Origin of the sequence: Ensifer sp. 4252 (assembly GCF_050434565.1) — a bacterium.
Taxonomy (GTDB): domain Bacteria; phylum Pseudomonadota; class Alphaproteobacteria; order Rhizobiales; family Rhizobiaceae; genus Ensifer.
Genome location: NZ_JBNDIU010000001.1, coordinates 124,056 through 149,166, shown reverse-complemented (window position 1 = coordinate 149,166; position 25,111 = coordinate 124,056). Strand labels below are relative to the sequence as shown.

At 61.6% G+C, this 25,111-nt stretch carries 27 protein-coding genes; 17 read left to right on the top strand and 10 right to left on the bottom strand.

All coding sequences use genetic code 11. The annotated features are described in order from the left end of the window. Positions 1–112 precede the first annotated feature (112 nt). Positions 113–616 carry a preprotein translocase subunit SecG gene (gene secG / locus ABIE33_RS00690; RefSeq protein ID WP_429120170.1) on the top strand — a complete coding sequence of 168 codons (504 nt, stop codon included), beginning with the start codon at positions 113–115 and terminating at the stop codon, positions 614–616. Positions 617–756: 140 nt separating this feature from the next. Then, positions 757–2,394, top strand: coding sequence for a CTP synthase (locus ABIE33_RS00685; protein WP_429120167.1), 1,638 nt, complete (start codon positions 757–759; stop codon positions 2,392–2,394). 168 nt (positions 2,395–2,562) lie between these two features. On the opposite strand, the gene ABIE33_RS00680 is transcribed toward ABIE33_RS00685, so the two are convergent. From ABIE33_RS00680 to ABIE33_RS00645, 8 genes are all read right to left on the bottom strand, one after another. Further along, positions 2,563–3,324 (bottom strand): DJ-1/PfpI family protein, encoded by a 762-nt coding sequence (locus tag ABIE33_RS00680; protein WP_429120164.1) that lies wholly within the window; start codon positions 3,322–3,324, stop codon positions 2,563–2,565. A gap of 79 nt (positions 3,325–3,403) precedes the next feature. Then, the gene (locus tag ABIE33_RS00675) at positions 3,404–4,372 is read right to left on the bottom strand and encodes a GlxA family transcriptional regulator (protein WP_429120161.1); all 969 of its coding nucleotides are present in this window, start codon (positions 4,370–4,372) and stop codon (positions 3,404–3,406) included. A 229-nt stretch (positions 4,373–4,601) separates the two neighbouring features. Beyond that, positions 4,602–5,261, bottom strand: a complete 660-nt coding sequence (locus ABIE33_RS00670) for an SdpI family protein (RefSeq protein ID WP_429120158.1) — start codon at positions 5,259–5,261, stop codon at positions 4,602–4,604. Next, positions 5,258–5,527: an autorepressor SdpR family transcription factor gene (locus tag ABIE33_RS00665; RefSeq protein ID WP_202596037.1), complete on the bottom strand. Its 270-nt coding sequence runs from the start codon at positions 5,525–5,527 to the stop codon at positions 5,258–5,260. Before ABIE33_RS00665 ends, ABIE33_RS00670 begins: the two co-directional genes overlap by 4 nt. Positions 5,528–5,707: 180 nt before the next feature. After that, positions 5,708–6,361, bottom strand: coding sequence for a CDP-alcohol phosphatidyltransferase family protein (locus tag ABIE33_RS00660; protein ID WP_429120155.1), 654 nt, complete (start codon positions 6,359–6,361; stop codon positions 5,708–5,710). Further along, positions 6,358–6,750, bottom strand: coding sequence for a hypothetical protein (locus ABIE33_RS00655; protein ID WP_429120152.1), 393 nt, complete (start codon positions 6,748–6,750; stop codon positions 6,358–6,360). The genes ABIE33_RS00660 and ABIE33_RS00655 overlap by 4 nt, the downstream gene beginning before the upstream one ends. Next, positions 6,747–7,697 carry a phosphatidate cytidylyltransferase gene (locus tag ABIE33_RS00650; RefSeq protein WP_429120150.1) on the bottom strand — a complete coding sequence of 317 codons (951 nt, stop codon included), beginning with the start codon at positions 7,695–7,697 and terminating at the stop codon, positions 6,747–6,749. Before ABIE33_RS00650 ends, ABIE33_RS00655 begins: the two co-directional genes overlap by 4 nt. Next, entirely contained in the window at positions 7,694–8,341 is a 648-nt protein-coding gene (locus ABIE33_RS00645) for a lysophospholipid acyltransferase family protein (protein ID WP_429123012.1), read from the bottom strand. The genes ABIE33_RS00650 and ABIE33_RS00645 overlap by 4 nt, the downstream gene beginning before the upstream one ends. A gap of 576 nt (positions 8,342–8,917) precedes the next feature. On the opposite strand from ABIE33_RS00645, the gene ABIE33_RS00640 reads away from it, so the two are divergent. The 15 genes from ABIE33_RS00640 to ABIE33_RS00570 all read left to right on the top strand — a co-directional run bounded on the left by ABIE33_RS00640 (position 8,918) and on the right by ABIE33_RS00570 (position 23,276). Then, positions 8,918–9,634 (top strand): class I SAM-dependent methyltransferase, encoded by a 717-nt coding sequence (locus ABIE33_RS00640; protein WP_429120147.1) that lies wholly within the window; start codon positions 8,918–8,920, stop codon positions 9,632–9,634. A gap of 551 nt (positions 9,635–10,185) precedes the next feature. Further along, positions 10,186–11,076 carry a VOC family protein gene (locus tag ABIE33_RS00635; RefSeq protein WP_429120144.1) on the top strand — a complete coding sequence of 297 codons (891 nt, stop codon included), beginning with the start codon at positions 10,186–10,188 and terminating at the stop codon, positions 11,074–11,076. After that, complete coding sequence (gene kdsA, locus ABIE33_RS00630) at positions 11,076–11,918, top strand: 3-deoxy-8-phosphooctulonate synthase (protein ID WP_429120141.1); 843 nt, start codon at positions 11,076–11,078, stop codon at positions 11,916–11,918. Before ABIE33_RS00635 ends, kdsA begins: the two co-directional genes overlap by 1 nt. A 129-nt stretch (positions 11,919–12,047) precedes the next feature. Continuing rightward, positions 12,048–13,322: a phosphopyruvate hydratase gene (eno, locus tag ABIE33_RS00625; RefSeq protein WP_429120138.1), complete on the top strand. Its 1,275-nt coding sequence runs from the start codon at positions 12,048–12,050 to the stop codon at positions 13,320–13,322. Positions 13,323–13,462: 140 nt separating this feature from the next. Next, positions 13,463–13,783: an FtsB family cell division protein gene (locus ABIE33_RS00620; RefSeq protein WP_025426764.1), complete on the top strand. Its 321-nt coding sequence runs from the start codon at positions 13,463–13,465 to the stop codon at positions 13,781–13,783. A 136-nt stretch (positions 13,784–13,919) separates the two neighbouring features. Further along, the gene (gene pdhA / locus ABIE33_RS00615; RefSeq protein WP_429120134.1) at positions 13,920–14,966 is read left to right on the top strand and encodes a pyruvate dehydrogenase (acetyl-transferring) E1 component subunit alpha; all 1,047 of its coding nucleotides are present in this window, start codon (positions 13,920–13,922) and stop codon (positions 14,964–14,966) included. 17 nt (positions 14,967–14,983) lie between these two features. Continuing rightward, entirely contained in the window at positions 14,984–16,363 is a 1,380-nt protein-coding gene (locus tag ABIE33_RS00610; protein ID WP_429120131.1) for a pyruvate dehydrogenase complex E1 component subunit beta, read from the top strand. Positions 16,364–16,378: 15 nt separating this feature from the next. Continuing rightward, complete coding sequence (locus ABIE33_RS00605; RefSeq protein WP_429120128.1) at positions 16,379–17,725, top strand: pyruvate dehydrogenase complex dihydrolipoamide acetyltransferase; 1,347 nt, start codon at positions 16,379–16,381, stop codon at positions 17,723–17,725. A 67-nt stretch (positions 17,726–17,792) separates the two neighbouring features. Beyond that, positions 17,793–18,434 (top strand): SGNH/GDSL hydrolase family protein, encoded by a 642-nt coding sequence (locus ABIE33_RS00600; protein ID WP_429120125.1) that lies wholly within the window; start codon positions 17,793–17,795, stop codon positions 18,432–18,434. A 1-nt stretch (position 18,435) separates the two neighbouring features. After that, a complete protein-coding gene (locus ABIE33_RS00595) occupies positions 18,436–19,017 on the top strand; it encodes a GNAT family N-acetyltransferase (RefSeq protein WP_429120122.1) in 582 nt (193 codons plus the stop codon). Between the two features lie 18 nt (positions 19,018–19,035). After that, positions 19,036–20,481, top strand: coding sequence for a dihydrolipoyl dehydrogenase (lpdA, locus tag ABIE33_RS00590; RefSeq protein ID WP_429120119.1), 1,446 nt, complete (start codon positions 19,036–19,038; stop codon positions 20,479–20,481). A gap of 79 nt (positions 20,482–20,560) precedes the next feature. After that, positions 20,561–20,812, top strand: a complete 252-nt coding sequence (locus ABIE33_RS00585) for a GlsB/YeaQ/YmgE family stress response membrane protein (RefSeq protein WP_429120116.1) — start codon at positions 20,561–20,563, stop codon at positions 20,810–20,812. A gap of 134 nt (positions 20,813–20,946) precedes the next feature. After that, positions 20,947–21,918 carry a lipoyl synthase gene (gene lipA / locus ABIE33_RS00580; protein WP_429120113.1) on the top strand — a complete coding sequence of 324 codons (972 nt, stop codon included), beginning with the start codon at positions 20,947–20,949 and terminating at the stop codon, positions 21,916–21,918. A 308-nt stretch (positions 21,919–22,226) separates the two neighbouring features. After that, positions 22,227–22,817: an AAA family ATPase gene (locus ABIE33_RS00575; protein ID WP_429120110.1), complete on the top strand. Its 591-nt coding sequence runs from the start codon at positions 22,227–22,229 to the stop codon at positions 22,815–22,817. Positions 22,818–22,826: 9 nt separating this feature from the next. Further along, positions 22,827–23,276, top strand: coding sequence for a type II toxin-antitoxin system RatA family toxin (locus ABIE33_RS00570; RefSeq protein ID WP_429120107.1), 450 nt, complete (start codon positions 22,827–22,829; stop codon positions 23,274–23,276). Here ABIE33_RS00570 and ABIE33_RS00565 read toward each other — a convergent pair. Next, positions 23,264–23,761 carry a CinA family protein gene (locus ABIE33_RS00565; RefSeq protein WP_429120105.1) on the bottom strand — a complete coding sequence of 166 codons (498 nt, stop codon included), beginning with the start codon at positions 23,759–23,761 and terminating at the stop codon, positions 23,264–23,266. The genes ABIE33_RS00570 and ABIE33_RS00565 overlap by 13 nt on opposite strands. Then, positions 23,748–24,971 (bottom strand): bifunctional 2-C-methyl-D-erythritol 4-phosphate cytidylyltransferase/2-C-methyl-D-erythritol 2,4-cyclodiphosphate synthase, encoded by a 1,224-nt coding sequence (locus ABIE33_RS00560; protein ID WP_429120103.1) that lies wholly within the window; start codon positions 24,969–24,971, stop codon positions 23,748–23,750. Before ABIE33_RS00560 ends, ABIE33_RS00565 begins: the two co-directional genes overlap by 14 nt. Positions 24,972–25,111 lie beyond the last annotated feature (140 nt).

The following is a 25,111-nucleotide window of genomic DNA, read 5'->3' as shown; positions in this document are numbered from 1 at the left end:
GGGGTTGGAATAGCGGACAGGTTGGTATAAAGAGGCGCGAAAATTGCGCCCGGGAAAACCCGAGTCTGCGCAAGATTTGATTCGTTTGCCCAAAGGGCAGGACTGGAAGCTGATGCAGACCGTACTACTCGTCATCTATCTCATGGTCGTCGTTGCCCTGATCGGCGTCGTTCTCATTCAGCGCTCCGAAGGCGGTGGCCTTGGCATCGGCGGCGGCTCGGGCTTCATGTCCGCACGCGGCACGGCCAATGCGCTGACCCGCACGACGGCGATCCTCGCGGCACTCTTCTTCGTACTGGCCTTGGCGATGGGTATCCTCGCCCGTTACCAGCCGCAGGCGACGGATATCCTTGACCGTATTCCGGGCACCAGCTCGGGCGGTGGCGTCCTCGATTCGCTCGGCGGCGGCAACACCACGGCTCCGGCCGGTGGCGCAACCCAGCAGCCGGCGACCGGCAATGGCGCCACAGCACCGGCGCCCGCCACGACAGGCGAGGCTCCGGCCGGCGGCGCCACGACAACGCAAACGCCTGCCGGCGGCGCCAACAGCAATACGCAAACGCCTGCCGGCGGCGCCAACAGCAATACGGGATCGCAAGTTCCCAGCGGCCAATAAGGTCGCAATTCAGAAGAATCTGCCGGCGGATGGCACCATCCGCCGGTTTTGTTTTGTGTGAAATCTGATTCCCTTCGAAGGCGGAAAAGTTCGGATAGACGAATTTTTCGGTGGCGGAATCGTTTGTTAAAAGGTATCCGGTGACTCCCATGGCGCGATATGTATTCATCACTGGCGGCGTGGTTTCCTCCCTCGGAAAAGGCATCGCTGCGGCCGCTCTTGGAGCGTTGCTGCAGGCGCGTGGCTACCGGGTGAGACTGCGCAAGCTCGACCCCTACCTCAACGTCGATCCGGGCACCATGAGCCCGACCCAGCATGGCGAGGTGTTCGTCACCGACGATGGCGCCGAGACCGATCTGGATCTCGGCCACTATGAACGCTTCACGGGGCGTTCGGCGACGAAGACCGACAACATCACCACTGGCCGGATCTACAAGAACATCATCGACAAGGAACGCCGCGGCGACTATCTCGGCGCAACCGTCCAGGTGATCCCGCACGTTACAAACGAGATCAAGAACTTCGTTACCGAAGGCAACGACGACTATGATTTCGTGCTGTGCGAGATCGGCGGCACCGTCGGCGACATCGAAGCAATGCCGTTCATGGAAGCGATCCGCCAGCTCGGCAACGACCTGCCGCGTGGCACCGCAGTCTATGTCCACTTGACGCTGATGCCCTATATTCCGGCGGCAGGCGAACTGAAGACCAAGCCGACACAGCATTCGGTCAAGGAACTGCAGGCGCTGGGCATTCATCCCGACATCCTGCTCGTCCGCGCCGACCGCGAAATCCCCGAGGCCGAACGTCGCAAGCTGTCGCTGTTCTGCAACGTCCGCCAGTCGGCGGTCATCCAGGCGCTCGACGTTGCCTCGATCTACGACGTGCCGATCGCCTACCACAAGGAAGGCCTCGACAACGAGGTGTTGGCCGCCTTCGGCATCGAGCCGGCACCGAAGCCACGCATGGAAGCGTGGGAAGAAGTTGCCGATCGCATCCGCACGCCGGAAGGCGAAGTGACCATTGCGATCGTTGGCAAGTACACCGGCCTCAAGGATGCCTACAAGTCGCTGACTGAAGCGCTTTACCACGGCGGCATTGCCAACCGGGTCAAGGTCAAGCTCGAGTGGATCGAGTCGGAAGTCTTCGAAAAGGAAGACCCGGCGCCGTACCTTGAAAAGGTGCACGGCATCCTGGTTCCCGGCGGCTTCGGCGAGCGTGGCTCCGAGGGCAAGATCAACGCAGCGCGTTTTGCTCGCGAACGCAAGGTACCGTATTTCGGCATCTGCTTCGGCATGCAGATGGCGGTCGTCGAAGCGGCGCGCAATCTCGCCGGCATCGACAAGGCCTCCTCGACCGAGTTCGGCCCGACCAAGGAGCCGGTCGTCGGCCTCATGACCGAATGGGTCAAGGGCAACGAACTCCAGAAGCGCTCCGCTTCCGGTGATCTCGGCGGCACCATGCGCCTAGGCGCCTATCGCGCGTCGCTGAAGGCCGATACGAAGATTGCCGACATCTACGGCACGACCGATATTTCGGAGCGTCATCGCCACCGCTACGAAGTGAACGTCGACTACAAACCACAGCTCGAATCCTGCGGCCTCGTCTTCTCGGGCATGTCGCCGGACGGCATCCTGCCTGAGACTGTCGAGTACCCTGATCATCCGTGGTTCATCGGCGTGCAATATCATCCGGAGCTGAAATCGCGCCCGCTTGATCCGCACCCGCTGTTTGCGAGCTTCGTCGAAGCGGCGCTGGAACAGTCGCGCTTCGTTTGATCCGTTGATGCGGTTCTGAAAATTACGGCCGGTCCCTCGTGACCGGCCGTTTTCGTTTCAGTGTTGTGTGACAGCGGGATGCGCGGCGTTCACTTTAAACGCACAGGATAATTTTCTCCCTATAACCGTTTTGACTTAGAGAGCTATGCCGTCGCGCGGATCGCCGTTTCAGCCGTTCGTCACGCGGCCATAGGCCGCGACCGAAGCGCGGTGAAATGCCGAGTTGAACGGCAGCATGTCCTGTCTGCCCCGTTCAGCCAGTTCCGATCCAGCGAGCTCCGGCGTGCCCGTCTTGAACGGCGGGCGCGGATCATATTCTAGCGCCAGTTCGACGTAGCGTGCGACGTCCTCGCTGCAAAGAGCAGCAAGCAGAAGCAAGCTCGCGTCGAACGAGCCGGTCGCCGGTCCCGACGTATAGAGGTTCCCATCGATCACAACGTCGCTTCCCGGTATCGGCGTTGCGCCGAGGTCGGCGAGATAGCCGACGACATTGGCGTTGCTGGTTGCCCGTCGCCCCTTCAGCAGACCCGCCGCACCGACAACCAGCACGCCGGAGCAGGTCGCTATGATGTTCTTGGCCTTCTTGCCTTGATGGAGGAAGAAGTCGATGACATCCGGATCGGCCACCATCTCCGGCGGGATCATGCCGACGACGACAGCGTCCAGGTCGTCGGGGCAATCCGCAAACGTCGTAGTCGGCATTGTCGGATAGGCTGGGAATCCCTCGACCAGCTCAATGCGCTTCCAGATCAGGTGGATCTCGGCGCCAACGATGCCAAAGACCGATTGCGCGCCGATAATATCCATCGGAATAAAGCCGGGGCACACGAAGATACCGATCTTCAGGCGCCGACCGCCCGGAGGGGTGAAGTTGGCGGCGAGTGCCCTCATTGAGTCGGTGCTGAGGCCATATCGTTGTTCGTCTGTCATCGTTCCGTTCCAATGCTGTTGTTTGCGTGCCAACATTGGCCGAAAGGGTGCATGGCTGAAATGACGTATTTCCCTCGTTTCAGGACGAATTCGGTGTGTCGATACCATCAGGTGCGTTGCGCGCCGCGCGTCGCAATGCCTGTGGTGGCTGGCCGAAGCAGCGGATAAAGGCTTGCCGCATGCGCTCAGGATCGGCAAAGCCGACCGCATGGGAAATGACAGCCAGGTTTTCAATGCCTTCCTCGACCCGCGGCCGCGCCGTTTCAGCACGCAGGCGCTCCACCGCCTTGGCGGGTGTCTGCCCCGTTTCCCGGAAGAATGCTCGGCTGAACTGCCGCGGGCTAAGGTGGGCGGCTTCGGCAAGCCGTTCGACCGAAAGGCGCTGATGCAGATGCGAGCGGGCAAAGGTGAGCGTCTTTCGAATACGGTCTGACGGCGGATCGAGGTCGAGCAAGGTCGAATACTGTGATTGTCCGCCGAGCCGCCGGTGGTAGACGACGAGATCGCGCGCCACCGCGCGGGCCGCCTCGATGCCCAGGTCCTCTTCGATCAGCGCCAGCGCCAGGTCGATGCCCGCAGTGATACCGGCCGAGGTCCAGACATGGTCGTGCTTGACGAAGATGCGGTCGGCCTCGACCCGGACCTTGGGGTAGAGCGCCTGCAACTGCGGTGCATGGCGCCAATGGGTCGTGGCATACCGGCTGTCGAGCGATCCGATCGCCGCTAAAAGAAAGGCGCCAGTGCAGACGCTGGCAACGCGCCGGATACCATCCGTTGCTGCCCGCAACAGGTCGACGGTTTCGGCCCGGGCTCCGCAGGCCGGTTCGGCCGGGCCGCCGACGACGATCAGGCTGTCGAAGCGCTGGTCGGCGAGGCGCTCGCTGCTTACGCCGACGCCGTTCAGGTCGAAGACCGTGCCGCCTTCGGCGGAGACCACACTCAGTCGGTATGTTCCCTGACCCAACCGGTTGGCAATGCCGAAGGCGGCCAGCGGGCCGCTCAGATCGAGCAATTCGAATCGTGAAAATACGAAGAAACCAATATGCATGTGTGTCTTAAATCATTGGAAGAATGTCATTTCAGACGAAAACTGCACGCAGGATAAGGAGAACGTCAATCGCCCATCTTGTCGCATGACAAGGGCGAGTTTCGTGGTTCTGGAAGGTGTAGGGCATTTCTCGCCGATCGAGACGCCAAGGGAGGTTGCGACCGCGATCGCGACTGTCCTTGCCATGCTCGACATCCGCACGGCGGAACGGAATGCTGACGGGGCGCCGTCACCGACTTGGCGACTGCCCTTGACGGCACGAGAAGATGTAGCTGTAGAGGCTGCCGACGACGAACGGCAGCGTGAAAGCTGTGATCGTCACCACCGCGAGCAGCGGCCCGGCGTTTAGTGCCAATGTGGCCAGCATCAGAATGCTGCCGGATATCAGCATCAGGCGACCGGTGAGCCGATGCGTCGCCGCCCAGTTGGCTGGGTCGGCGAGTGTCCACGGCAGGCGGAGACCGGCGAAGCCGTTGGGCTGCGATTTCGGCATCACATTGCCGATGACGACGGAAAGCAGACCCATGGCGAACGCGATGACCCGGACCATCGACACGTCTACACCGAGGCCGACGAGCACGATGACGGTCTGTATCGCCGTAAAGAGTGCAAGAATGCCGGTGGATGCGGCGGCGGCAACATGGCGGCCGGCCTGTCGTCCGGGTGCGAAACGGTCGGCGAAAACCATCAACGCCAGAACGACCGTTGCACCGATTGGCGCCATCAGCAGCGCTCGGTCACGTGGCCAGAATCTATCAGCTTTGCCGTCGACGCCCCAATGGATCGGAAGCTCGGTGCTGGGTGGTACCATGAGATAGCCGGCGAGCGTCGCGGCGACGAGCGCGGCGGCCAAAGGCAGCACGAGGGGAGAACGCAGCACCGATGTCATGGCGTTTGATCCTTCTTGCCGAGAAGTCCGCTCAAGGCTTCTTCCAGGATGGACATGTTGAGATGATAGATCAGGCTCGTGCCACGGCGTTCGACCGCGACCAGTTCGGCATCGCGCAGCTTGTTGAAATGCACCGAAAGGGTCGGTTTGGTCAGGTCGAAATGGCCGGCGAGCTCGCCGGCACTCATCGGGCCGCTTTTCAGCAGTGTCAGAATTTGTCGCCGCACCGGGTGCGAAAGCGCTTCGAAGACGGTGTTGATCCGCATGGGCCATGATCCGTTGTTATCTATTAGTTAGACAAATATCTAATTAGAGTCAACACGAAGAAGTGGGCCCCCTTGAATACCCAGGCATAATGGACGCCAATAACGTCAAGGCTCTCGCCGAGCCGACGGGCAACAGTGGAAAATGGATGAGGTCTGGAGGATGCGGTCCGCTGGAGGTCGCTATTTGCCTGTGGCGTTGGCCCTCAGCCAGGTGGTCTGGCGCCGCGCGCGGCGCAGTGCCGTAAAGGCGGCGCCGACAGAGATGACGATAAGGGTGACGAGCAGCACTTCGCCATCGCCGAGCCACAGCCCTTCAAAAGCGGAGACGACGGCGGCGAACGTGATCGCTGCCATGCGGTGCTGTTTTGCCATCGGGCCGGAAAAATCGCTCGGTGCACCATTGGCGCGTCCGAGTTCGCGAACATAGGCGGTGAGCACGGCGAACGCGCCTGCGGCAAAGCCGAGCGCGGGCAGGCCGATGCCATAACCGGCGCCGACGAGAATGAAGAGGTCGGCGACCCGGTCGGGAAACTCGTTCCAGAAGGGCCCATCAGGTGCACCCTTGCCGCCCTCGACGGCGACCATTCCGTCAAAGAGATTGCAGAGAAGCCGCATCTGGCAGAACAGGGCAGCCGCGATGAAAAGCAGGGACCGAAGTCCGTCTTGGGCTTCGCTTGTCAGCCAGAAGGCAATGCCTGCCAGTGCGGCGGCGGCTATGCTTGCCTGCGAAATGTGGTTGGGCGTGATCGCCATCGCGGCGAGGCGCCGGGCGATTGCCTGCGCCCAGCGGGTGTTGCGGCTGGCCAACGGCCTTCGATCGCCGGTTTCTGTCATTGGTCAAGCTCCCCGCGGCTTATCGAATAGTTGTAGAGCACTGCGTAACTGCTCGATACCAACAGCGGCACGGCAATGGTTTTGAGAATTTCTGGTGTTCCGGCTGCCGCGTGCACGGCGACGAGGATGCTCGTAGAGGCAAGGCAGGCGAGGAGCGGCGGCATCCAAAGCTGCGAGGTACCGCGGAAACGAAGAGACAGCGCGTCGATCGTCGATTTCAGGCAAAGCGTCAGACCTGCCGAAAGCGCGCCCTGCACCAGGCCGGCGACGAGTGGCCGCGGCATTGGGTGGTGCCTGTTGGCAAACAGTGCCCAGCCGCCCATGGCCAGGAAAGCAAAAAGCACATGGACGATGCTGCTGCGGGAAAGGGCGCGCAAGTTGCCGCTCATGTCAGCGACCACCAGTATCGCGTCAGGTGAAAGAAGATCGGCGCCGAGAACACGACCGAATCCAACCGGTCGATCAAGCCGCCATGGCCTTCGATCAGGTGGCCCCAGTCCTTCACCCCGCGATCGCGCTTGATCGCCGACATCACCAGCCCGCCGAAGAAGCCCATCATCGTGATGATGAACGACATCACCCCGGCCTGAAGCGGCGTAAACGGCGTGATCCACCAGAGCGAGGCGCCGAGCAGCGTGGCGCTGGCTACTCCGCCGACGAAACCCTCTACTGTTTTTGATGGCGAAAGTTTCGGCGCGATCTTGGTCCGCCCGAACAATTTGCCCCAGACATATTGCAGCACGTCGCTGGATTGCACGACGATCACCAGGAAGGCGATCAACAGTACATTTCGCCCCTCGTAGCCGGGTATCTGTAGTGTCAGCAGTGCCGGCACATGCGAGGCGCAAAACACGCAGATCATCAGCGCCCATTGCACTTCTGAGATCCGCAGCAGGAAGTTTTGCGTGTCGCCCCGCAGGACCGCGATGATCGGCATCAGCAGGAAGGCATAGACAGGAATGAAGATCGCGTAGATGCCATATTCTTCCGCCCAGAGCAGATAGTAGTTGATCGGCAGGGCCAGGAAGAAGGCGGCGGCGATCGCCCAATGGTCGGCGCGCCGCGTGTTGATCAGCGTGATGAATTCGCGCAGCGCTGCAAACGAGCAGAAGGCGAAAAGTAGCAGCACCCCGGCACGTCCGGCGATGAAGGCAATGGCGATGAGGAAGACCATTGCCCACCAGGCCTTGATGCGGGCGTTGAGGTTCTCGATCGCGCCATTGGAGCCGTCGGGCGAGAGCTTTCGCTGCAGCACGTAACCGACTGACGAGGCGAACAGCAGGATGCCCCCGACGCCGAGCAGCAAAGTGACCATGTCGGAAGTCGTCGTACTCATGCGTCGTTGTCCGTCTGTGCCGGGGCGAGGGAAATGAGTGCGCCTTGCGCCCTGGCGATGAAGTCTTCCTTGCTCTCGTCTGGTTCAACCTTCAGCGGTTCGCCGAAGTTGATCGTGCAGATCAGCGGTATCGGCACGAACTCGCCCTTCGGCATCACGCGATTGAGATTGTTGATCCAGACCGGGACAAGAGCCACGTCCGGCCGCTTGCGCGCGAGGTGATAGAGCCCGCTCTTGAACGGCAGCAGCTTGGCCTCGGTCTGGTTGCGGGTGCCCTCGGGAAAGACGATCAGCGAGGCACCTTCGTCCAGTGCCGTCGCCATCTGCTCGACCGGATCGCTGGTGCGTGCGGCGGGGTCGCGCTCGATCAGCACGGCATCGAAGACGTCGCGGCCGATGAAGGATGTCAGCTTCGACTTCAGCCAGTACTCGGCGCTGGCGACGGGGCGCGCGCGTTCGCGCAGCCAGGGCGGCAGCACCGCCCAGATCAGGATGAAATCGCCATGGCTGGAGTGGTTGGCGAAATAGATACTTTGCTTCGGCGGCAGGCCGGTTTCGTGCCAGAGCGCCCGGGCCGCCGTCAGTGCGCGGGCAAACATCATGATGGCGACAGAAGCGACTTTGGCAAGCAGATGGCGAATCATGCGGCCCTGATCCCAACTGGAAGATATGCCGGTGTCGAGGGGCGCCTTGCCCATCGTGTTCGCATGCGTTTCACGCCCTGCAATAAAATGATCAAATGTTGCCCCTCAAACTTGCGACCCGTCGTAACCCCAGGCTGCATCGGTCGACTTTACGCGATTGCGTCCGCTTCACAAGCGGCCGAAATCGCTCCTGGGATGATGACGTGCGGGCTGCGTAGATTCTTCGATCCCGGCATGTTTTTAGCTGGCGCGCCGGAAATCATGCGACGCCACACCGCAGCCTTTGGCCCAAGGCGGACTCCATCGAGCGTTGACCGCTTGCAACTCAGCCGCTAATTTTCAAGCGCAACAAGAGGAGCGTCGTCCAATGCGCCAGTAATGCCCGGTGAAAACCGATCTCGCCTCAACTTCGCTCGCGAAGGGGATGGACGATGGCATTGCTCGATCCGCAACCGACGGACAGACGCCGAGGCATCTTTTGCCTTCGATCTCTATTCTCTCCACCGTGAGCGGTCGTATTTGGACAGGTTTCCAAGGACCGATTATGCAAAACATATCCTCCAAGGGTCGCGACCGGTGACGCCGGAACTGATCGCCGCCGCCCGCAGCGGACAGTGGCAGGCGCGACTGACGCCCGGTGATTTGCCGAAGGGCTGGCTGTCCGACATTTGCGGCAAGAAGATCCTGTGCCTGGCCTCGGCCGGCGGCCAGCAAGCGCCTATTCTGGCGGCGACGGGCGCCGAGGTCATCGTCTTCGATATCTCGGAACGGCAGCTCGATCAGGACCGGCTGGTGGCGGAGCGGGAGGGCCTGCCGCTGACAGTCGCCCAGGGCGACATGCGCGACCTCTCGGTTTTTGCCGATGGCACCTTCGACATCATCTTCCATCCGATATCGAACCTCCATGTGCCCGACATCCAGCCGGTCTGGCGCGAATGCCACCGGGTGCTGAAGATGGGTGGTCGTCTGCTGGCAAGCTTCTACAATCCGGTGGTTTTCATCGGCGATCGCGACCCGAGCTACGCCGAACAGGGCCTCATTCGGCCGGCCTATGCGCTTCCCTTTGTCGAGGCCGAGCATCTCGCACCCGATCTGGTGCGTGCCAAGATCGACCGAGGCGAAGCTTTGGTGTTCGGACATAGTCTGGCCGAACAGATCGATGGCCAACTACGGGCAGGCTTCGTGCTGGCGGGCTTCCACGAGGACCGGCAGCCTGTGCCGCGTTTCCTGATCGACGAGTTCCTGCCGATCTTTATCGCGACCTGCGCCATCAAAAGCGATCTCGGTCAATGATGTGATGTCGGTGCGCAGCTTTCTGAACGCACCGGACGAAGCCGAACAGCCGCAATGCCCGTCGCGGTGCTGCGGTTGCTTTTCGCAATACGCGAGCGTCGATCTGCGTGACTTGTTACGCGGCGTTACTGTTACGTACTCCCCAAGGCTGCGGTTTTCATTCTTTTCTGTTCATCTGGCAAACTGAAAAGGATCTGGAAATATGCGCTTCATAGCTTTGTTGTTTGTGCCCTTGACGATCGCTCTGCTGGGGCTTTCGGGCTGTGCCACGACGTCCTCGAGCAATACGACCTACGCGCAGCCGCAAACATTTGCCCCCGGTCTCGGGGCCTCGAATACGGGCAACGCCACGGCGGCTCCAGGCTACTATTGACGCTCGGGCGGCTTGCCATCTGCTGGCAAGCATAAATCCGCGGCGGGCGGCGCCCGGCGCGGACGGCTCCTGTTTGCCGATGTTTGGTCCAGGTGGCCAATCGGCGTCTTGACCGCCAGCCGGCTTGCATTCGTCGGCCAAAAGTTGCAAACAGCGGCGAACCATCAGGGAACACGCCATGAGCCTCTCCAAGCGCACCACCCGCCCGCTCGATCACCTCGTGCTGCCGGTGGATACGCTTTCGCAGGCGCGCCGTCGGCTTGTTGATCTCGGCTTCACCGTAGCGGAAGATGCGCGCCATCCCTTTGGCACCGAGAACGCCTGCGTCTTCTTTGCCGATGGCACCTATCTCGAACCGCTTGCGGTCGCGTCCCGCGAAGAGTGCGAGGCTGCAGCACTCGATGGCAATGCCTTCGTTGCGCGCGACCAGGCGTTCCGGTTCCGTCAGGGGCCGCAGGGTCTGTCGGCGATCGTGCTCGGCACTGAAGATGCCGCGATGGACCACATGCGGTTCCGTGCCCGTGGCATCTCGGGCGGCGACATGCTGGAGTTCTCGCGGCCGATGCGGCTGCCGGACGGCCGGGAAGGGCTCGGCTCGTTCCGGCTCGCCTTTGCCGCCGACCTGCGCTCGCCGGATTTCTTCCTGTTCAGCTGTCAGCGGGTGCGCGCGCTTCCAACGGATCGCAGCGCGCTCGAGCGGCATGAAAACGGCGTGCTCGGCATTTCCGAGGTCGTGCTTTCGGAGACGAACCCGACCGACTTTCAGTACCTGCTGCAAGAGGCGGTCGATGAGCGCCAAGTCGAAGCGCATTCCTTCGGTATGGATATCGAGACGACCAACGCCAGGATCTCGGTGCTGAGCGCGGCAGGTATGGAGGCCTTCTTCGGTCGCTCTGTTAGCAGCGCCGAGCGCGGCTTGCGCGGTCGCGCCGTGATTTTCCGTGTCGCGGACCTCGAAGTGACGCGCGCGCATTTTGCGCGAAACGATATCGAATTTTCAGAAATGGGCGGACGCCTCATTGTTCCCGAAATCGCGGGGCAAGGGGTGATCTTCGCGTTTGGAGCTTGATGATGGAAACGAATGCCAGAGTAGTCGTCGGTGAAGGTGCCAAGCAGGTCGCCTTCTCGCAGAAGGAGCGGTTGTCGCTGATCGCCGGCCCTTGCCAGATGGAAAGCCGCGAGCACGCCTTCATGATGGCGGGAAAGCTTGCCGAACTGTGCAAGTCGCTTAATATCGGCCTCGTTTACAAGTCCTCCTTCGACAAGGCCAACCGCACGTCGCTGTCGGGCAAGCGCGGCATCGGCCTCGACACGGCGATGGAGATCTTTGCCGATCTCAAGAAGGAGTTCGGCTTCCCGGTCCTGACCGATATCCACACCGAAGAACAGTGTGCGGTCGTCGCTAAGACCGTTGATATCCTGCAGATCCCGGCCTTCCTGTCGCGCCAGACCGACCTTCTGGTGGCTGCTGCCAAGACCGGCCGCGCCATCAACGTCAAGAAGGGCCAGTTCCTGGCGCCTTGGGACATGAAGAACGTGCTTGCCAAGTTCACCGAAAGCGGCAATCCGAACATTCTTCTGTGCGAGCGTGGCGCGTCCTTCGGCTACAACACACTGGTTTCAGACATGCGCTCGCTGCCGATCATGGCCTCGCTCGGCGCCCCCGTCGTCTTTGACGCCACTCACTCGGTGCAGCAACCGGGCGGGCAGGGCGGTTCGACCGGCGGTCAGCGCGAGTTCGTCGAAACGCTGTCGCGGGCGGCCGTTGCCGTCGGCATTGCCGGCCTGTTCGTCGAAACCCACGAGGATCCGGATAATGCGCCTTCGGATGGCCCCAACATGGTGCATCTGAAAGACATGCCGCGGCTGCTCGAAAAGCTGCTCGCCTTCGATGCCGTCGCCAAGGGCTGAGACAGGCTCGTGAAATTTTCATGAACCCCGGTGGCGCGGCTGTTTTTACATCTTGCGCGCCTTTGAAATTCCCGGGCCTTCGCTTATGACAGGCCCGACCCACCACCGTCCTCAAGCAGGGAAGAGATCATGACTGCAATCATCGACATTATCGGCCGGGAAATTCTGGACAGCCGCGGCAACCCCACCGTCGAGGTCGACGTCTATCTGGAAGACGGAAGCTTCGGCCGCGCAGCCGTGCCGTCGGGTGCCTCGACCGGTGCGCATGAAGCGGTCGAACTGCGCGATGGTGGAACTCGTTACCTCGGCAAGGGCGTCGAGCGCGCCGTCGACGCCGTCAACGGCGAGATCTTCGAGGCGATCGGCGGCCTCGATGCGGAAAACCAGATCCAGATCGACAAGACGATGATCGAGCTTGACGGCACTGCCAACAAGTCGCGCCTCGGCGCCAACGCCATCCTCGGCGTGTCGCTTGCCGTCGCCAAGGCTGCGGCGGAAGCTTCCGGCCTGCCGCTCTACCGTTACGTCGGCGGCCCGAACGCGCACGTGCTTCCGGTTCCGATGATGAACATCATCAACGGCGGCGCCCATGCCGACAACCCGATCGACTTCCAGGAATTCATGATCGTTCCTGTTGGTGCCGATACGATGCGTGATGCGGTCCGCATGGGTTCGGAAGTGTTCCACACGCTGAAGAAGCAGCTTTCAGCCGACGGTCACAACACCAATGTCGGCGACGAAGGCGGCTTTGCACCGGGTCTGGCGTCCGCGCCGGCAGCACTCGACTTCATCATGAAGTCGATCGAAAAGGCTGGCTACAAGCCGGGCGAAGACATGTTCATCGCGCTCGATTGCGCCGCGACCGAATTCTTCAAGGACGGCAAGTACGTGCTCGAAGGTGAAGGCCGCACGCTCGAGCCGGGCGCAATGGCCGAATACCTGGCGGAACTCGCTGGCAAGTACCCGATCTTTTCGATCGAAGACGGTATGGCGGAAGACGACTGGGATGGCTGGAAGGCTGTGACCGACCTCATCGGCAACAAGTGCCAGCTCGTCGGCGACGATCTGTTCGTCACCAATTCCGCGCGCCTGCGCGACGGCATCAAGATGGGTGTCGCCAACTCGATCCTCGTCAAGGTCAACCAGATCGGATCGCTGTCGGAAACGCTCGACGCTGTCGAGACGGCACACAAGGCACGCTACACTGCGGTCATGTCCCACCGTTCGGGCGAGACCGAGGACGCGACGATCGCCGACCTCGCGGTTGCCACCAACTGCGGCCAGATCAAGACCGGCTCGCTGGCCCGTTCCGACCGGCTCGCAAAGTACAACCAGCTGATCCGTATCGAAGAGCAGCTCGGCCTGCAGGCCAAGTACGCCGGCCGTTCGATCCTGCGCGGCTGATAGCCTCGCTCCATCGCTGAAAATTCGACCCGCTCACGGCTGCCGTGGGCGGGTTTTGCTTTATCCGGTCACTCATGGTCAACGGTCGGTTAATCAATGCCCGCTAGTCTCTCCCTATTGCGTATCAGGGTGTGGACGGGATGTGGACACGGCATCATAAGAAACGGAAACTGGGTCGGCTGGTGCTGCCGCTGATCGCGGTCGCCTTTCTCTCCTATTTCGGCTATCATTCCATTCACGGCGGCTACGGCTTGAAGGCGACGGAGCAATTCGATCGCCAGATTGTCGAGCGGCAGGCACGGCTGGACGAGCTTACCAAACGGCGCACGACCCTCGAAAAGGAGGTTCAGCTGATGAGCGACGGTTCGCTGGAGCGTGACATGCTGGATGAGAAAGCTCGCCTCGCGCTCAATATGTCGCGGAGCGACGAAATCGTTATTTTCCACCGCATGACGAATTAACCGAAATTCGGTTAATTGATGTTTCACGTTTAAATTCAATAACTTGCGCGGAATGTGAGCCATGCAAATATGGCATTGCTGTGGCGCTTTTCTTTCCCTATGGTAACCCTCAAAGGCTAACCATTGGGAGGAATGAATGGCTCCGCGAAAAACCGCGTCCGTCTCCAGCCGTAAGACCGCAGCAAAGCCGGCCAAGAAGGACCTGAGCGGCGGCAATATCGCCGAATTCACCAAAGAAGACGAACTGAAAGCCTACCGCGAAATGCTGCTGATCCGGCGTTTCGAGGAAAAGGCCGGCCAGCTCTATGGCATGGGTTTCATCGGCGGCTTCTGTCACCTCTACATCGGCCAGGAAGCTGTCGTCGTCGGCATGCAGATGGCTCTGAAAGAAGGCGACCAGGTCATTACCGCTTACCGTGATCACGGCCACATGCTGGCCTGCGGCATGAGCGCTCGTGGCGTCATGGCCGAACTCACGGGTCGTCGCAGCGGTCTTTCCAAGGGGAAGGGCGGCTCGATGCACATGTTCTCCAAGGAAAAGCATTTTTACGGCGGTCACGGTATCGTCGGTGCCCAGGTGTCGCTCGGCACTGGCCTTGCCTTTGCCAATCGCTATCGCGGCAATGACAATGTCAGCGTCGCCTATTTTGGTGACGGCGCGGCCAACCAGGGCCAGGTCTACGAAAGCTTCAACATGGCGCAGCTGTGGAAGCTTCCGGTGATCTACGTGATCGAGAACAACCGCTACGCCATGGGCACCTCGGTCACCCGCGCATCGGCGCAGACCGATTTTTCGAAGCGCGGTGTTTCGTTCGGCATCCCCGGCTTCCAGGTTGATGCTATGGACGTTCGTGCCGTCAAGGCAGCGGGCGACGAGGCTGTCGAGTATTGCCGCTCGGGCAAGGGCCCGATCATCTTGGAAATGCAGACCTACCGCTACCGCGGTCACTCCATGTCCGACCCGGCGAAGTACCGCTCGAAGGACGAAGTGCAGAAGATGCGGTCGGAACACGATCCGATCGAGCAGGTGAAGGCGCGTCTGACTGAGAAGGGTTGGGCGAGCGAGGACGAGCTGAAGCAGATCGACAAGGACGTCCGCGACATCGTCGCCGACAGCGCCGATTTTGCCCAGGCCGATCCGGAGCCGGATGCATCCGAGCTCTACACCGATATCCTGCTTTGATCCGGGGAGGCTCAAACATGCCAGTAGAAATTCTCATGCCCGCCCTTTCCCCGACGATGGAGGAAGGTACGCTCTCGAAATGGCTGAAGAACGAAGGTGACAAGGTCTCCTCCGGCGACGTCATTGCCGAGATCGAGACTGACAAGGCCACCATGGAAGTGGAAGCCGTCGACGAAGGCACGATCGGCAAGCTGCTGATTGCGGCTGGCACCGAGGGCGTCAAGGTCAATACGCCGATCGCGGTCCTGCTGCAGGACGGCGAAGGTGCTGGCGATATCGCCGCACCGAAGGCCGAAGCGCCCAAGGCTGCCGCCGCAAGCGAAGCACCGGCCGCCGCAGCTTCGGCGCCGGCACCGGTTGCCGCCCAGCCGAACGTCGAAGTCGCGGCCGATCCGGCGATCCCGGCAGGCACCGAAATGGTGACGATGACCGTGCGCGAAGCTCTGCGCGACGCCATGGCCGAAGAAATGCGCTTGAGCGACGACGTTTTCGTCATGGGTGAAGAAGTCGCCGAATACCAGGGCGCCTACAAGATCACGCAGGGCCTGTTGCAGGAATTCGGCGCCCGTCGCGTCATCGACACGCCGATCACCGAACACGGCTTTGCCGGCGTCGGCGTCGGCGCTGCCATGACCGGCCTGCGCCCGATCGTCGAGTTCATGACCTTCAATTTCGCCATGCAGGCGATCGACCAGATCATTAACTCCGCCGCCAAGACGCTCTACATGTCCGGCGGCCAGATGGGCGCGCCGATCGTGTTCCGTGGCCCGAGCGGTGCTGCGGCCCGCGTCGCCGCCCAGCACTCGCAGTGCTATGCCGCCTGGTACAGCCATATTCCGGGTCTCAAGGTCGTCATGCCCTACACGGCAGCCGACGCCAAGGGTCTGCTGAAGGCGGCCATCCGCGACCCGAACCCGGTCATCTTCCTCGAAAACGAAATCCTCTACGGTCACTCCTTTGAAGTGCCGAAGCTCGACGATTTCGTGCTGCCGATCGGCAAGGCCCGCATCCACAAGGTCGGCAAGGACGCGACCATCGTTTCCTTCGGTATCGGCATGACCTACGCGGTCAAGGCGGTTGCTGAGCTCGAAGCGCAGGGCATCGACGTCGAGCTGATCGACCTTCGCACCATCCGTCCGATGGACCTGCCGACGGTGATCGAATCCGTCAAGAAGACCGGTCGTCTGGTCACCGTCGAAGAGGGCTATCCGCAGTCTTCCGTCGGCACCGAGATCGCCACCCGCGTCATGCAGCAGGCCTTCGACTATCTCGATGCCCCGATCCTGACGATCGCCGGCAAGGATGTGCCGATGCCTTACGCCGCGAACCTCGAGAAGCTCGCGCTTCCGAACGTCGCAGAGGTCGTCGATGCGGTGAAAGCCGTTTGCTACAAATAAGGGGAGGGCCCTTCGATGCCTATCAACATCACAATGCCTGCCCTCTCTCCGACGATGGAAGAAGGCAATCTGGCCAAGTGGCTGGTCAAGGAAGGCGATAAGGTCAAGTCCGGCGACGTGATCGCCGAGATCGAGACCGACAAGGCGACGATGGAAGTCGAGGCCGTCGATGAAGGCACCGTTGCCAAGATCGTCGTTCCTGCCGGCACCGAAGGCGTCAAGGTCAATGCGCTGATCGCAGTTCTTGCAGCCGACGGCGAAGATGTTGCCGCGGCCGCCAAGGGCGGCAACGGCGTAGCGGCACCAGCCCCGGCCGAAAAGAAGGAAGAGACGGCGGCAGCGCCCGCAGCCGCGACCGCTCCGGCACCTGCCGCAGCTCAACCGGTGGCGGCAGCGCCGCAGGCGGCCAAGGCGGACACTGGCACCCGCGTCTTCTCGTCGCCGCTCGCACGTCGCCTCGCCAAGGATGCCGGCATCGATCTTTCGGCAATCGCCGGCTCTGGCCCGCATGGCCGCGTGATCAAGAAAGACGTCGAGTCCGCTGTTGCCGGTGGCGGGGCCAAGCCGGCCGCTGCGCCAGCAGCAGGTGCCGCAGCTCCCGCTGCAGCGCCGCTTGCCAAGGGCATGTCGGAAGACGCCGTTCTCAAGCTGTTCGAGCCCGGCTCCTACGAGCTCGTGCCGCATGATGGCATGCGCAAGACGATCGCCAAGCGTCTCGTCGAATCCAAGCAGACGATCCCGCACTTCTACGTCTCGGTCGATTGCGAACTCGATGCGCTTCTGGCGCTCAGGGCCCAACTTAACGCTGCGTCGCCGGAAAAAGACGGCAAGCCGGTTTACAAGCTCTCGGTCAACGACATGGTGATCAAGGCGCTGGCGCTGGCATTGCGCGATGTTCCGGATGCAAACGTGTCCTGGACCGACAGCAACATGGTCAAGCACAAGCACGCCGATGTCGGCGTTGCCGTGTCCATCCCGGGCGGGCTGATCACCCCGATCGTTCGTCAGGCGGAGCTGAAGAGCCTGTCTGCCATCTCCAACGAGATGAAGGACCTCGGCAAACGCGCCAAGGACCGCAAGCTGAAGCCCGAGGAATATCAGGGCGGCACCACGGCGGTCTCCAACATGGGCATGATGGGCGTCAAGGACTTCTCCGCTGTCGTCAACCCGCCGCATGCCACGATCCTTGCGGTCGGTGCCGGCGAGGAACGCGTCGTCGTCAAGAACAAGCAGATGGTCATCGCCACTGTGATGACGGTTACGCTCTCGACCGACCATCGCTGCGTCGATGGCGCACTCGGCGCCGAACTGCTCGGAGCTTTCAAGCGCTACATCGAGAACCCGATGGGCATGCTGGTCTGATTTGGACAAGGACCGGCCTTCGGGCCGGTCCGTTCCTTGATCGCAACGCCGAAGGCGGGCCCGGACGATGAAAACAGTTCTCTGCTACGGTGACAGTCTGACATGGGGCTATGACGCGTCCGGTTTCGGCCGTCATGCGCTGGAAGACCGTTGGCCGAGCGTGCTGCAGAAGTCGCTCGGGCCGGACGTTCACGTCGTTGCCGAAGGGCTGAACGGACGCACGACCGCCTATGATGATCACCTTGCCGATTGCGACCGTAATGGCGCACGCGTGCTACCCACCGTCCTTCACAGTCATGCGCCGCTTGATCTGATGGTCATATTGCTCGGCTCCAACGACATGAAGCCGATCATTCATGGCACGGCTTTCGGTGCGGTGAAGGGCATCGAGCGCCTGGTCAATCTCGTGCGCCGTCACGATTGGCCGGTTGAAACGGCGGAAGGTCCTGAAATCCTGATCGTTTCGCCGCCGCAGCTTTGCGAGACGGCAAACAGTGCGTTCGCGGCGATGTTCGCCGACGGCATCGAACAGTCGGCGATGCTGGCGCCGCTCTATCGCGACCTTGCCGACGAACTCGATTGCGGGTTCTTCGATGCCGGATCGGTTGCAAGGACAACGCCGCTCGATGGTGTGCACCTCGACGCTGAAAACACCCGTGCGATCGGCCGTGGTCTCGAGCCGGTCGTCCGGATGATGCTTGGTATCTGAGATGGCGGATAACGTCACCATCAGACGGGCGGAACGAAATGAGGCGGCCGAACTCGCGGTTCTCGTCGATATCGCCTCGCACGGCTTTGCCGCCTGGCTGTGGTCCGGCGCAGTTCTCGCCGGCGCGGCCGATACGGCGTTCGAGCGCGGGCGCAACAAACTGCGCGAAGATATAGGGCCGGGACACTGGCAGGATGCAATCGTTGCCGATGTCGACGATGAAATTGCAGGCGTGTCGATCGGCTACCGCATCGACGCATCGGCGGTTGAGACCGAAGCAGTGCATGCTGTGCTCGAACCCTTGCTGGCACTGCAGCGGCAGGTGGTCGGTCACTGGTTCATCGATAGTTTGGGCGTCTATCGTCACCGGCGCGGCCGCGGCATCGGACGCAGATTGCTAGCACATGAAATTGCACGCGCCGGCTCGGCGCCGGTGAGCCTGATCACCGAAAGCCACAATGACACGGCGCAGGCACTCTACAGGAAAAACGGTTTCGAGGAGGCGGCTCGGGCTGAGGCCGTGCCGCTCTTCGAAGCCAGCAGAAAACACGACTGGGTGCTCTTCACCCGCAAGGTCGCTTGAGACAAAGGCAGGAAACACATGGCTGAGAATTACGACGTCATCGTCATCGGTTCGGGTCCGGGGGGCTATATCGCCGCCATTCGTGCGGCACAGTTGGGCCTCAAGACCGCGGTTGTCGAGCGCGAGCACCTGGCGGGCATCTGCTCCAACTGGGGCTGCATTCCGACCAAGGCGCTGCTGCGCTCGGCCGAGGTGCTGCACTACGCCCAGCATCCGGGCAGCTACGGCATCAAGATCGAGGGCGCGGTGACGCCGGATCTCAAGGCGATCGTTGCCCGCTCGCGCGGCATTGCCGAACGCATGAACGGCGGCGTCGGCTTCCTCATGAAGAAGAACAAGGTCGACGTCATCTGGGGTGAGGCCAAGCTGACCAAGCCCGGCGAGATCGTCGTCGGCAAGATGACGAAGGCTATCGTCCAGCCGCAGGCGCCGTTGCCGAAGAACACCAAGGGCGAAGGCACCTACACCGCCAAGCACATCATCATCGCCACCGGCGCCCGTCCGCGGGCACTGCCGGGCATCGAACCGGATGGTAAGCTGATCTGGACCTATTTCGAGGCGATGAAGCCTGAGGAAATGCCGAAGTCTCTGCTGGTCATGGGCTCGGGCGCAATCGGCATCGAGTTTGCATCGTTCTACCGCACCATGGGCGTTGACGTAACCGTGGTTGAGATCATGCCGACCGTGATGCCGGTCGAGGACGCCGAAATATCCGGCGTTGCCAAGAAGCAGTTCGAAAAGCAGGGCATGAAGATCCACCTCGAAGCCAAGGTGACGAAGGTCGAGAAGGGCGCGAATTCGGTCACCGCCCACGTCGAGATGAAGGACGGCAAGGTCGAAAAGATCACGGCCGACCGGATGATTTCCGCCGTCGGCGTGCAGGCCAATATCGAGAATATCGGTCTTGAGGCGCTCGGCGTGAAGACCGATCGCGGCTTCATCGCCATCGATGGTTACGGCAAGACCAACGTGCCGGGCGTCTACGCGATCGGCGACGTCGCCGGTCCGCCGATGCTCGCGCACAAGGCCGAACACGAGGCCGTCATCTGCGTCGAGAAGATCGCTGGCCTGCCGAATGTCCACCCGATGGACAAGCTGAAGATCCCGGGCTGCACCTACTGCCACCCGCAGGTCGCCTCCGTCGGTCTCACCGAAGCCAAGGCAAAGGCGGAAGGCCGCGAGATCCGCGTCGGCCGCTTCCCCTTCGTCGCCAATGGCAAGGCCATTGCGCTTGGCGAAGACCAAGGCATGGTCAAGACGATCTTCGACAAGAAGACCGGTGAACTGCTGGGTGCGCACATGGTCGGCGCCGAGGTGACCGAGCTCATCCAGGGTTTCGTCGTCGCCATGAACCTGGAGACCACAGAAGAAGACCTGATGCACACGATCTTCCCGCATCCGACGATTTCGGAGACGATGAAGGAAAGCGTGCTCGATGCCTATGGGCGTGCGCTGAACGCCTGATGGGACTGGCCGTCGCCGGAACTTTTGGCTCGATCCCGCATTGAGGACCCGACCTTGTCCTCAATGTACGGAGATCATCATGAGCTTGAACGGCGTCGGCATCCTGGCTGCGATCATCATCGGCGGTTTGGCCGGGTGGCTCGCGGAGCGGTTCATGAGCAGCGATATGGGGCTGTTCATGAACATAGCGCTCGGCATCATCGGAGCGGTGGTGCTGAACTTCATTCTGGCAGCCTTCGGCATGGCTTTTGCCGGCTGGCTCGCCTATCTGGTCATCGGCTTCATCGGCGCCTGCCTGCTGATTGCCGTCGGCCGCGCTGTCAAACGATAGCCTGCGACGCTTCCAGCGCCAGCGGTCGGGCTGTCGAGCAAAAGGTGGCCTGACATTTCTCGTCGAGCCATCTATATAGATCGAAAAAGGGTCTGCCGGCACGAAGCCGCAGCCGCCGCGACGAGGAAGACAGTATGGTAACGGTGTTCGATGCCGTCTCTGACCGGGCGCAACGCGTCCGCCATCCGGAAAAGGCCCACAAGCCCGATACCGAAATGCTGCGCAAACCGGAGTGGATCCGCGTCAAGGCGCCGACCTCGAAGGGCTATCAGGAGACGCGTGAGCTGGTGCGTTCGCACAATCTCGTCACGGTCTGTGAAGAGGCTGGTTGCCCGAACATCGGCGAATGCTGGGACAAGAAGCACGCCACCTTCATGATCATGGGCGAGATCTGTACTCGCGCCTGCGCCTTCTGCAATGTCTCGACCGGCAAGCCGAATGCGCTCGACATGGCGGAACCCGAGAACGTTGCCAAGGCCGTCAAGCAGATGGGCCTCTCCCACGTCGTAATCACCTCCGTAGACCGTGACGACCTGGCCGACGGTGGCGCCGAACATTTCGAAAAGGTGATCTGGGCGATCCGCGCCGCTTCGCCGCAGACGACAATCGAAATCCTGACGCCCGACTTCCTGAAGAAGCCTGGCGCACTTGAGCGCGTCGTCGCCGCCAAGCCTGATGTGTTCAATCACAACATGGAAACCGTACCGGGCAACTATCTCACCGTCCGTCCAGGCGCCCGATACTTCCACTCCATCCGCTTGCTTCAGCGCGTCAAGGAACTCGATCCAACGATGTTCACCAAGTCCGGCATCATGGTCGGCCTCGGCGAAGAGCGTAACGAAGTGCTGCAACTGATGGACGATCTGCGCACCGCCGACGTCGATTTCATGACCATCGGCCAGTACCTGCAACCGACGCGCAAGCACCACAAAGTCGAGAAGTTCGTCACGCCGGAGGAATTCAAGTCCTACGAGACGGTCGCCTACACCAAGGGCTTCCTCATGGTCGCCTCGAGCCCGCTCACCCGCTCGTCGCATCATGCCGGCGACGATTTCGCCCGCCTGCGGGCAGCGCGCGAAAAGAAGCTGCTGGCTGCGGCCCAATAGGGCTGAGGCATTTCGAAACAACAGGAACTCCGGCCCCAGCGCCGGAGTTTTCGTTTGAAGATCACTCATCTCGGGCGGTGGGCGTTGCTTCTCAGTTGCGCGCGGAACTTGCGTTTTTTTTGGCCGATCGCGTATCGGCTGTTCCCTCTTCCTTGATCGAAATGCCGACGTCTCGATACAGATCGAACCAGGACGGCGCTGTTCTGTTGAAGAGCGCACGCCGGGGACTGGCGACCGATCGTGAGCTTTCGATCGTGACTACGATGCAACCGACCACGGACCGGGATTGCTTGCGGGGGAGTTTCTCGATGGATCAGTCAATAGCGTCTGGAAAGATGAACTATGTCGACGATGCCGCGGCTGCCGATCATATCCGCAGTGCCAGGCGTATCCTCGTGGTCGGGTGCTCCGGCGGCGGCAAGTCGACGCTCTCACAGAAGTTGGCTCGACACTTCCACCTTACCTACATCTCGATCGACCGCGATATTTTGTGGTTGCCCGGCTGGGTCCAACGCGATCGGGCCGAGCAGCGCCGGCGCATCGTCGAAAGCATAGCGGCAGACCACTGGATCATGGATGGTACCAACCCTTCCACCTTCGACGTCCGTGTCCCAAGAAGTGATGTCGTCATCTGGGTGCGCATGCCGCGGCTTCTCTGTGTCTGGGGTGTGGTCACCCGCTGGCTGAAATATCTCGGGCGCACCCGCCCGGAGATGGCGCCGGGCTGCATCGAGAAGGTCGACTGGGAGTTTCTCGAATTCATCTGGACCTTCGAGGACGAGTTCTCGCCGCGTATCGTCGCAGGCATTGCCCAACATGGCCCGAATGTGCCGGTTCTGCAGTTGAAATCGCGGCGCCAGATGCAGAGGCTTCTTGATCTTCTCGGCGTGCCCGCTTAACTCCCCTCTATGCCGCACTTTGAAACGAACCATGTCGTCAAGCACACGGCCGACCAGATGTTCGATCTCGTCGCCGATGTCGAACACTATCCGGAGTTCCTGCCGCTCTGCGAGGCGCTGACAGTGCGCACGCGCAAGGAGAGGGATGGCAAGGTGCTGCTGCTGGCCGACATGACGGTCGGCTACAAGGCGATCCGCGAGACATTCACGACGCAGGTTCTGCTCAACAAGGCCGAGCGCCTGATCGAGGTCAAATACATCGACGGCCCGTTCAAGTATCTCGACAATCGCTGGCGCTTCGAGCCGGCGGGCGAGGGGCAGTCGATCGTGCATTTCTACATCGACTATGAGTTCAAGAGCCGCATCCTCGGCGCCTTGATGGGCTCGATGTTCGACCGCGCCTTCCGCATGTTCTCCGATGCGTTCGAGAAGCGTGCCGACAAGATCTACGCCGTCTGAGCGACCTCTGTCAGCATCTCTAGCGCCGTTCGGATAGTTGCCAGCCGCACGGCGTCGCGACCGATATCTCCGTAGCGCATCTCGCGATGCAGGGCAGTGCCGTTGCGCCCTGTTGCCGACAGATGCACCAGGCCGACCGGCTTTTCCATCGATCCGCCGCCCGGGCCGGCAATGCCGGTCACGGCGACGGCAAAGTCAGCCTCGGAGCGCGCGACCGCGCCGCGCGCCATTTCGATGGCCGTCTGCCTTGAAACGGCGCCGTGAGCGGCGAGCGTTGCCGGATCGACGCCGAGCATCTGGATCTTGGCGTCGTTGGAATAGGTGACGAAACCGCGGTCAACGACGGCGGACGATCCGGAAATCTCCGTCAGTGCACCGGCAATCAGTCCGCCCGTGCAGGATTCGGCGGTAGCGACTTTGAGGCCGCGCGCGGTGAAATCGGCAATGATCCTGCCAGCCGTCGCTTGGATATCAATCGGCCACATCGTGGGTTCCCCCTGATGTGTAGACAACGGTTGCGGTGGCGATTGCGGCGATACCCTCGCCGCGGCCGACAAAACCGAGCCGCTCGTTCGTCGTCGCCTTGACCGAGCAGCGGTCGAGTTCGATGCCGAGCATGTCGGCAAGGTTCTCCCGCATTGCCTGGCGATGCGGCCCGACCTTGGGCGCCTCGGCAATCAGCGAAATATCTGCATTGGTGATCGTGCCGCCGCGCTGGCGCACGATGTTTGCGGCATGTTCGAGGAAGATTCGCGAGGGGGCACCCTTCCATTGCGGGTCGGATGGCGGGAAGTGGTCGCCGATATCGCCGGCACCGCAGGTCGCAAGCAGCGCATCGGTGAGCGCGTGCAAGGCAACGTCGGCATCGGAATGGCCGGAGAGCTTCTTGGTGTGCGGGATCAGCACGCCGCAAAGCGTCACGCCATCACCTTCGACCAGCTGGTGCACGTCATAGCCATTGCCGGTGCGAACGTCCGGAATGAGATGCCGCTTGAGTTTTTCGTCGGCCATGGCGATGTCCCTTTTCAGTGTGAGCTTGACGTTGTCGACCGTGCCTTCGACGAGAACGACCGGGATGCCTGCCCATTCGGCGATCGAGGCGTCGTCGGTAAAATCCGTTCGTCCGCTTGTCGCTGCGGCTCGGTGGGCGTCGAGAATGGTCTTGAGGTCGAATGTCTGCGGCGTCTGTGCCGCATGAAGGTGATTGCGCGAAACGGTTTCGGTCACCATGCCGGTCGCGTCGGCACGCTTGAGCGTGTCGGACACGGCAATTGCCGGCAGCACGGCACGGGCTCCCCTTGTCAGCGCATCGGCGCAGCGCGACAACAGGGCGTGATCGGCAAACGGGCGCACGGCGTCGTGAATCATGACGTAACGTGAGCCTCTTGCCGCCACGGCTTCAAGACCTGCGAGAACCGATTGTTGCCGCGTTGCTCCTCCGTGAACCACGATCAGCTCGCGCGCCGGCGATCGCCTGCGTGCCGCCGCCAGAAAATCCTCGTCATCGGGATGGATGACAACCACGATCGGCCCGGTCCCCGGCCATGTCGCGAAAGTGTCAAGCGTATGGGCGATAACGGGCTTGTCGCCGATGGTGCGGTACTGCTTCGGCCCTTCGGCCGACTGTCCCGCGCGTTCGCCGCGCCCTGCTGCAACGATCACTACGCCGCAGGAAAGCTGTTCTTCAGGCTGCATCTTCTGTATGTGGTCCCGGATTTCGCCAATCTTCGCCGTGATGTACCGCGAAGGTCCATGCTTTGCCAGCCGAGCAGGGAAATTTGCCCGATGCATCGAAATCGCTTGGCAAGCCAAAGAACTATGTCTAAAAATAGTGC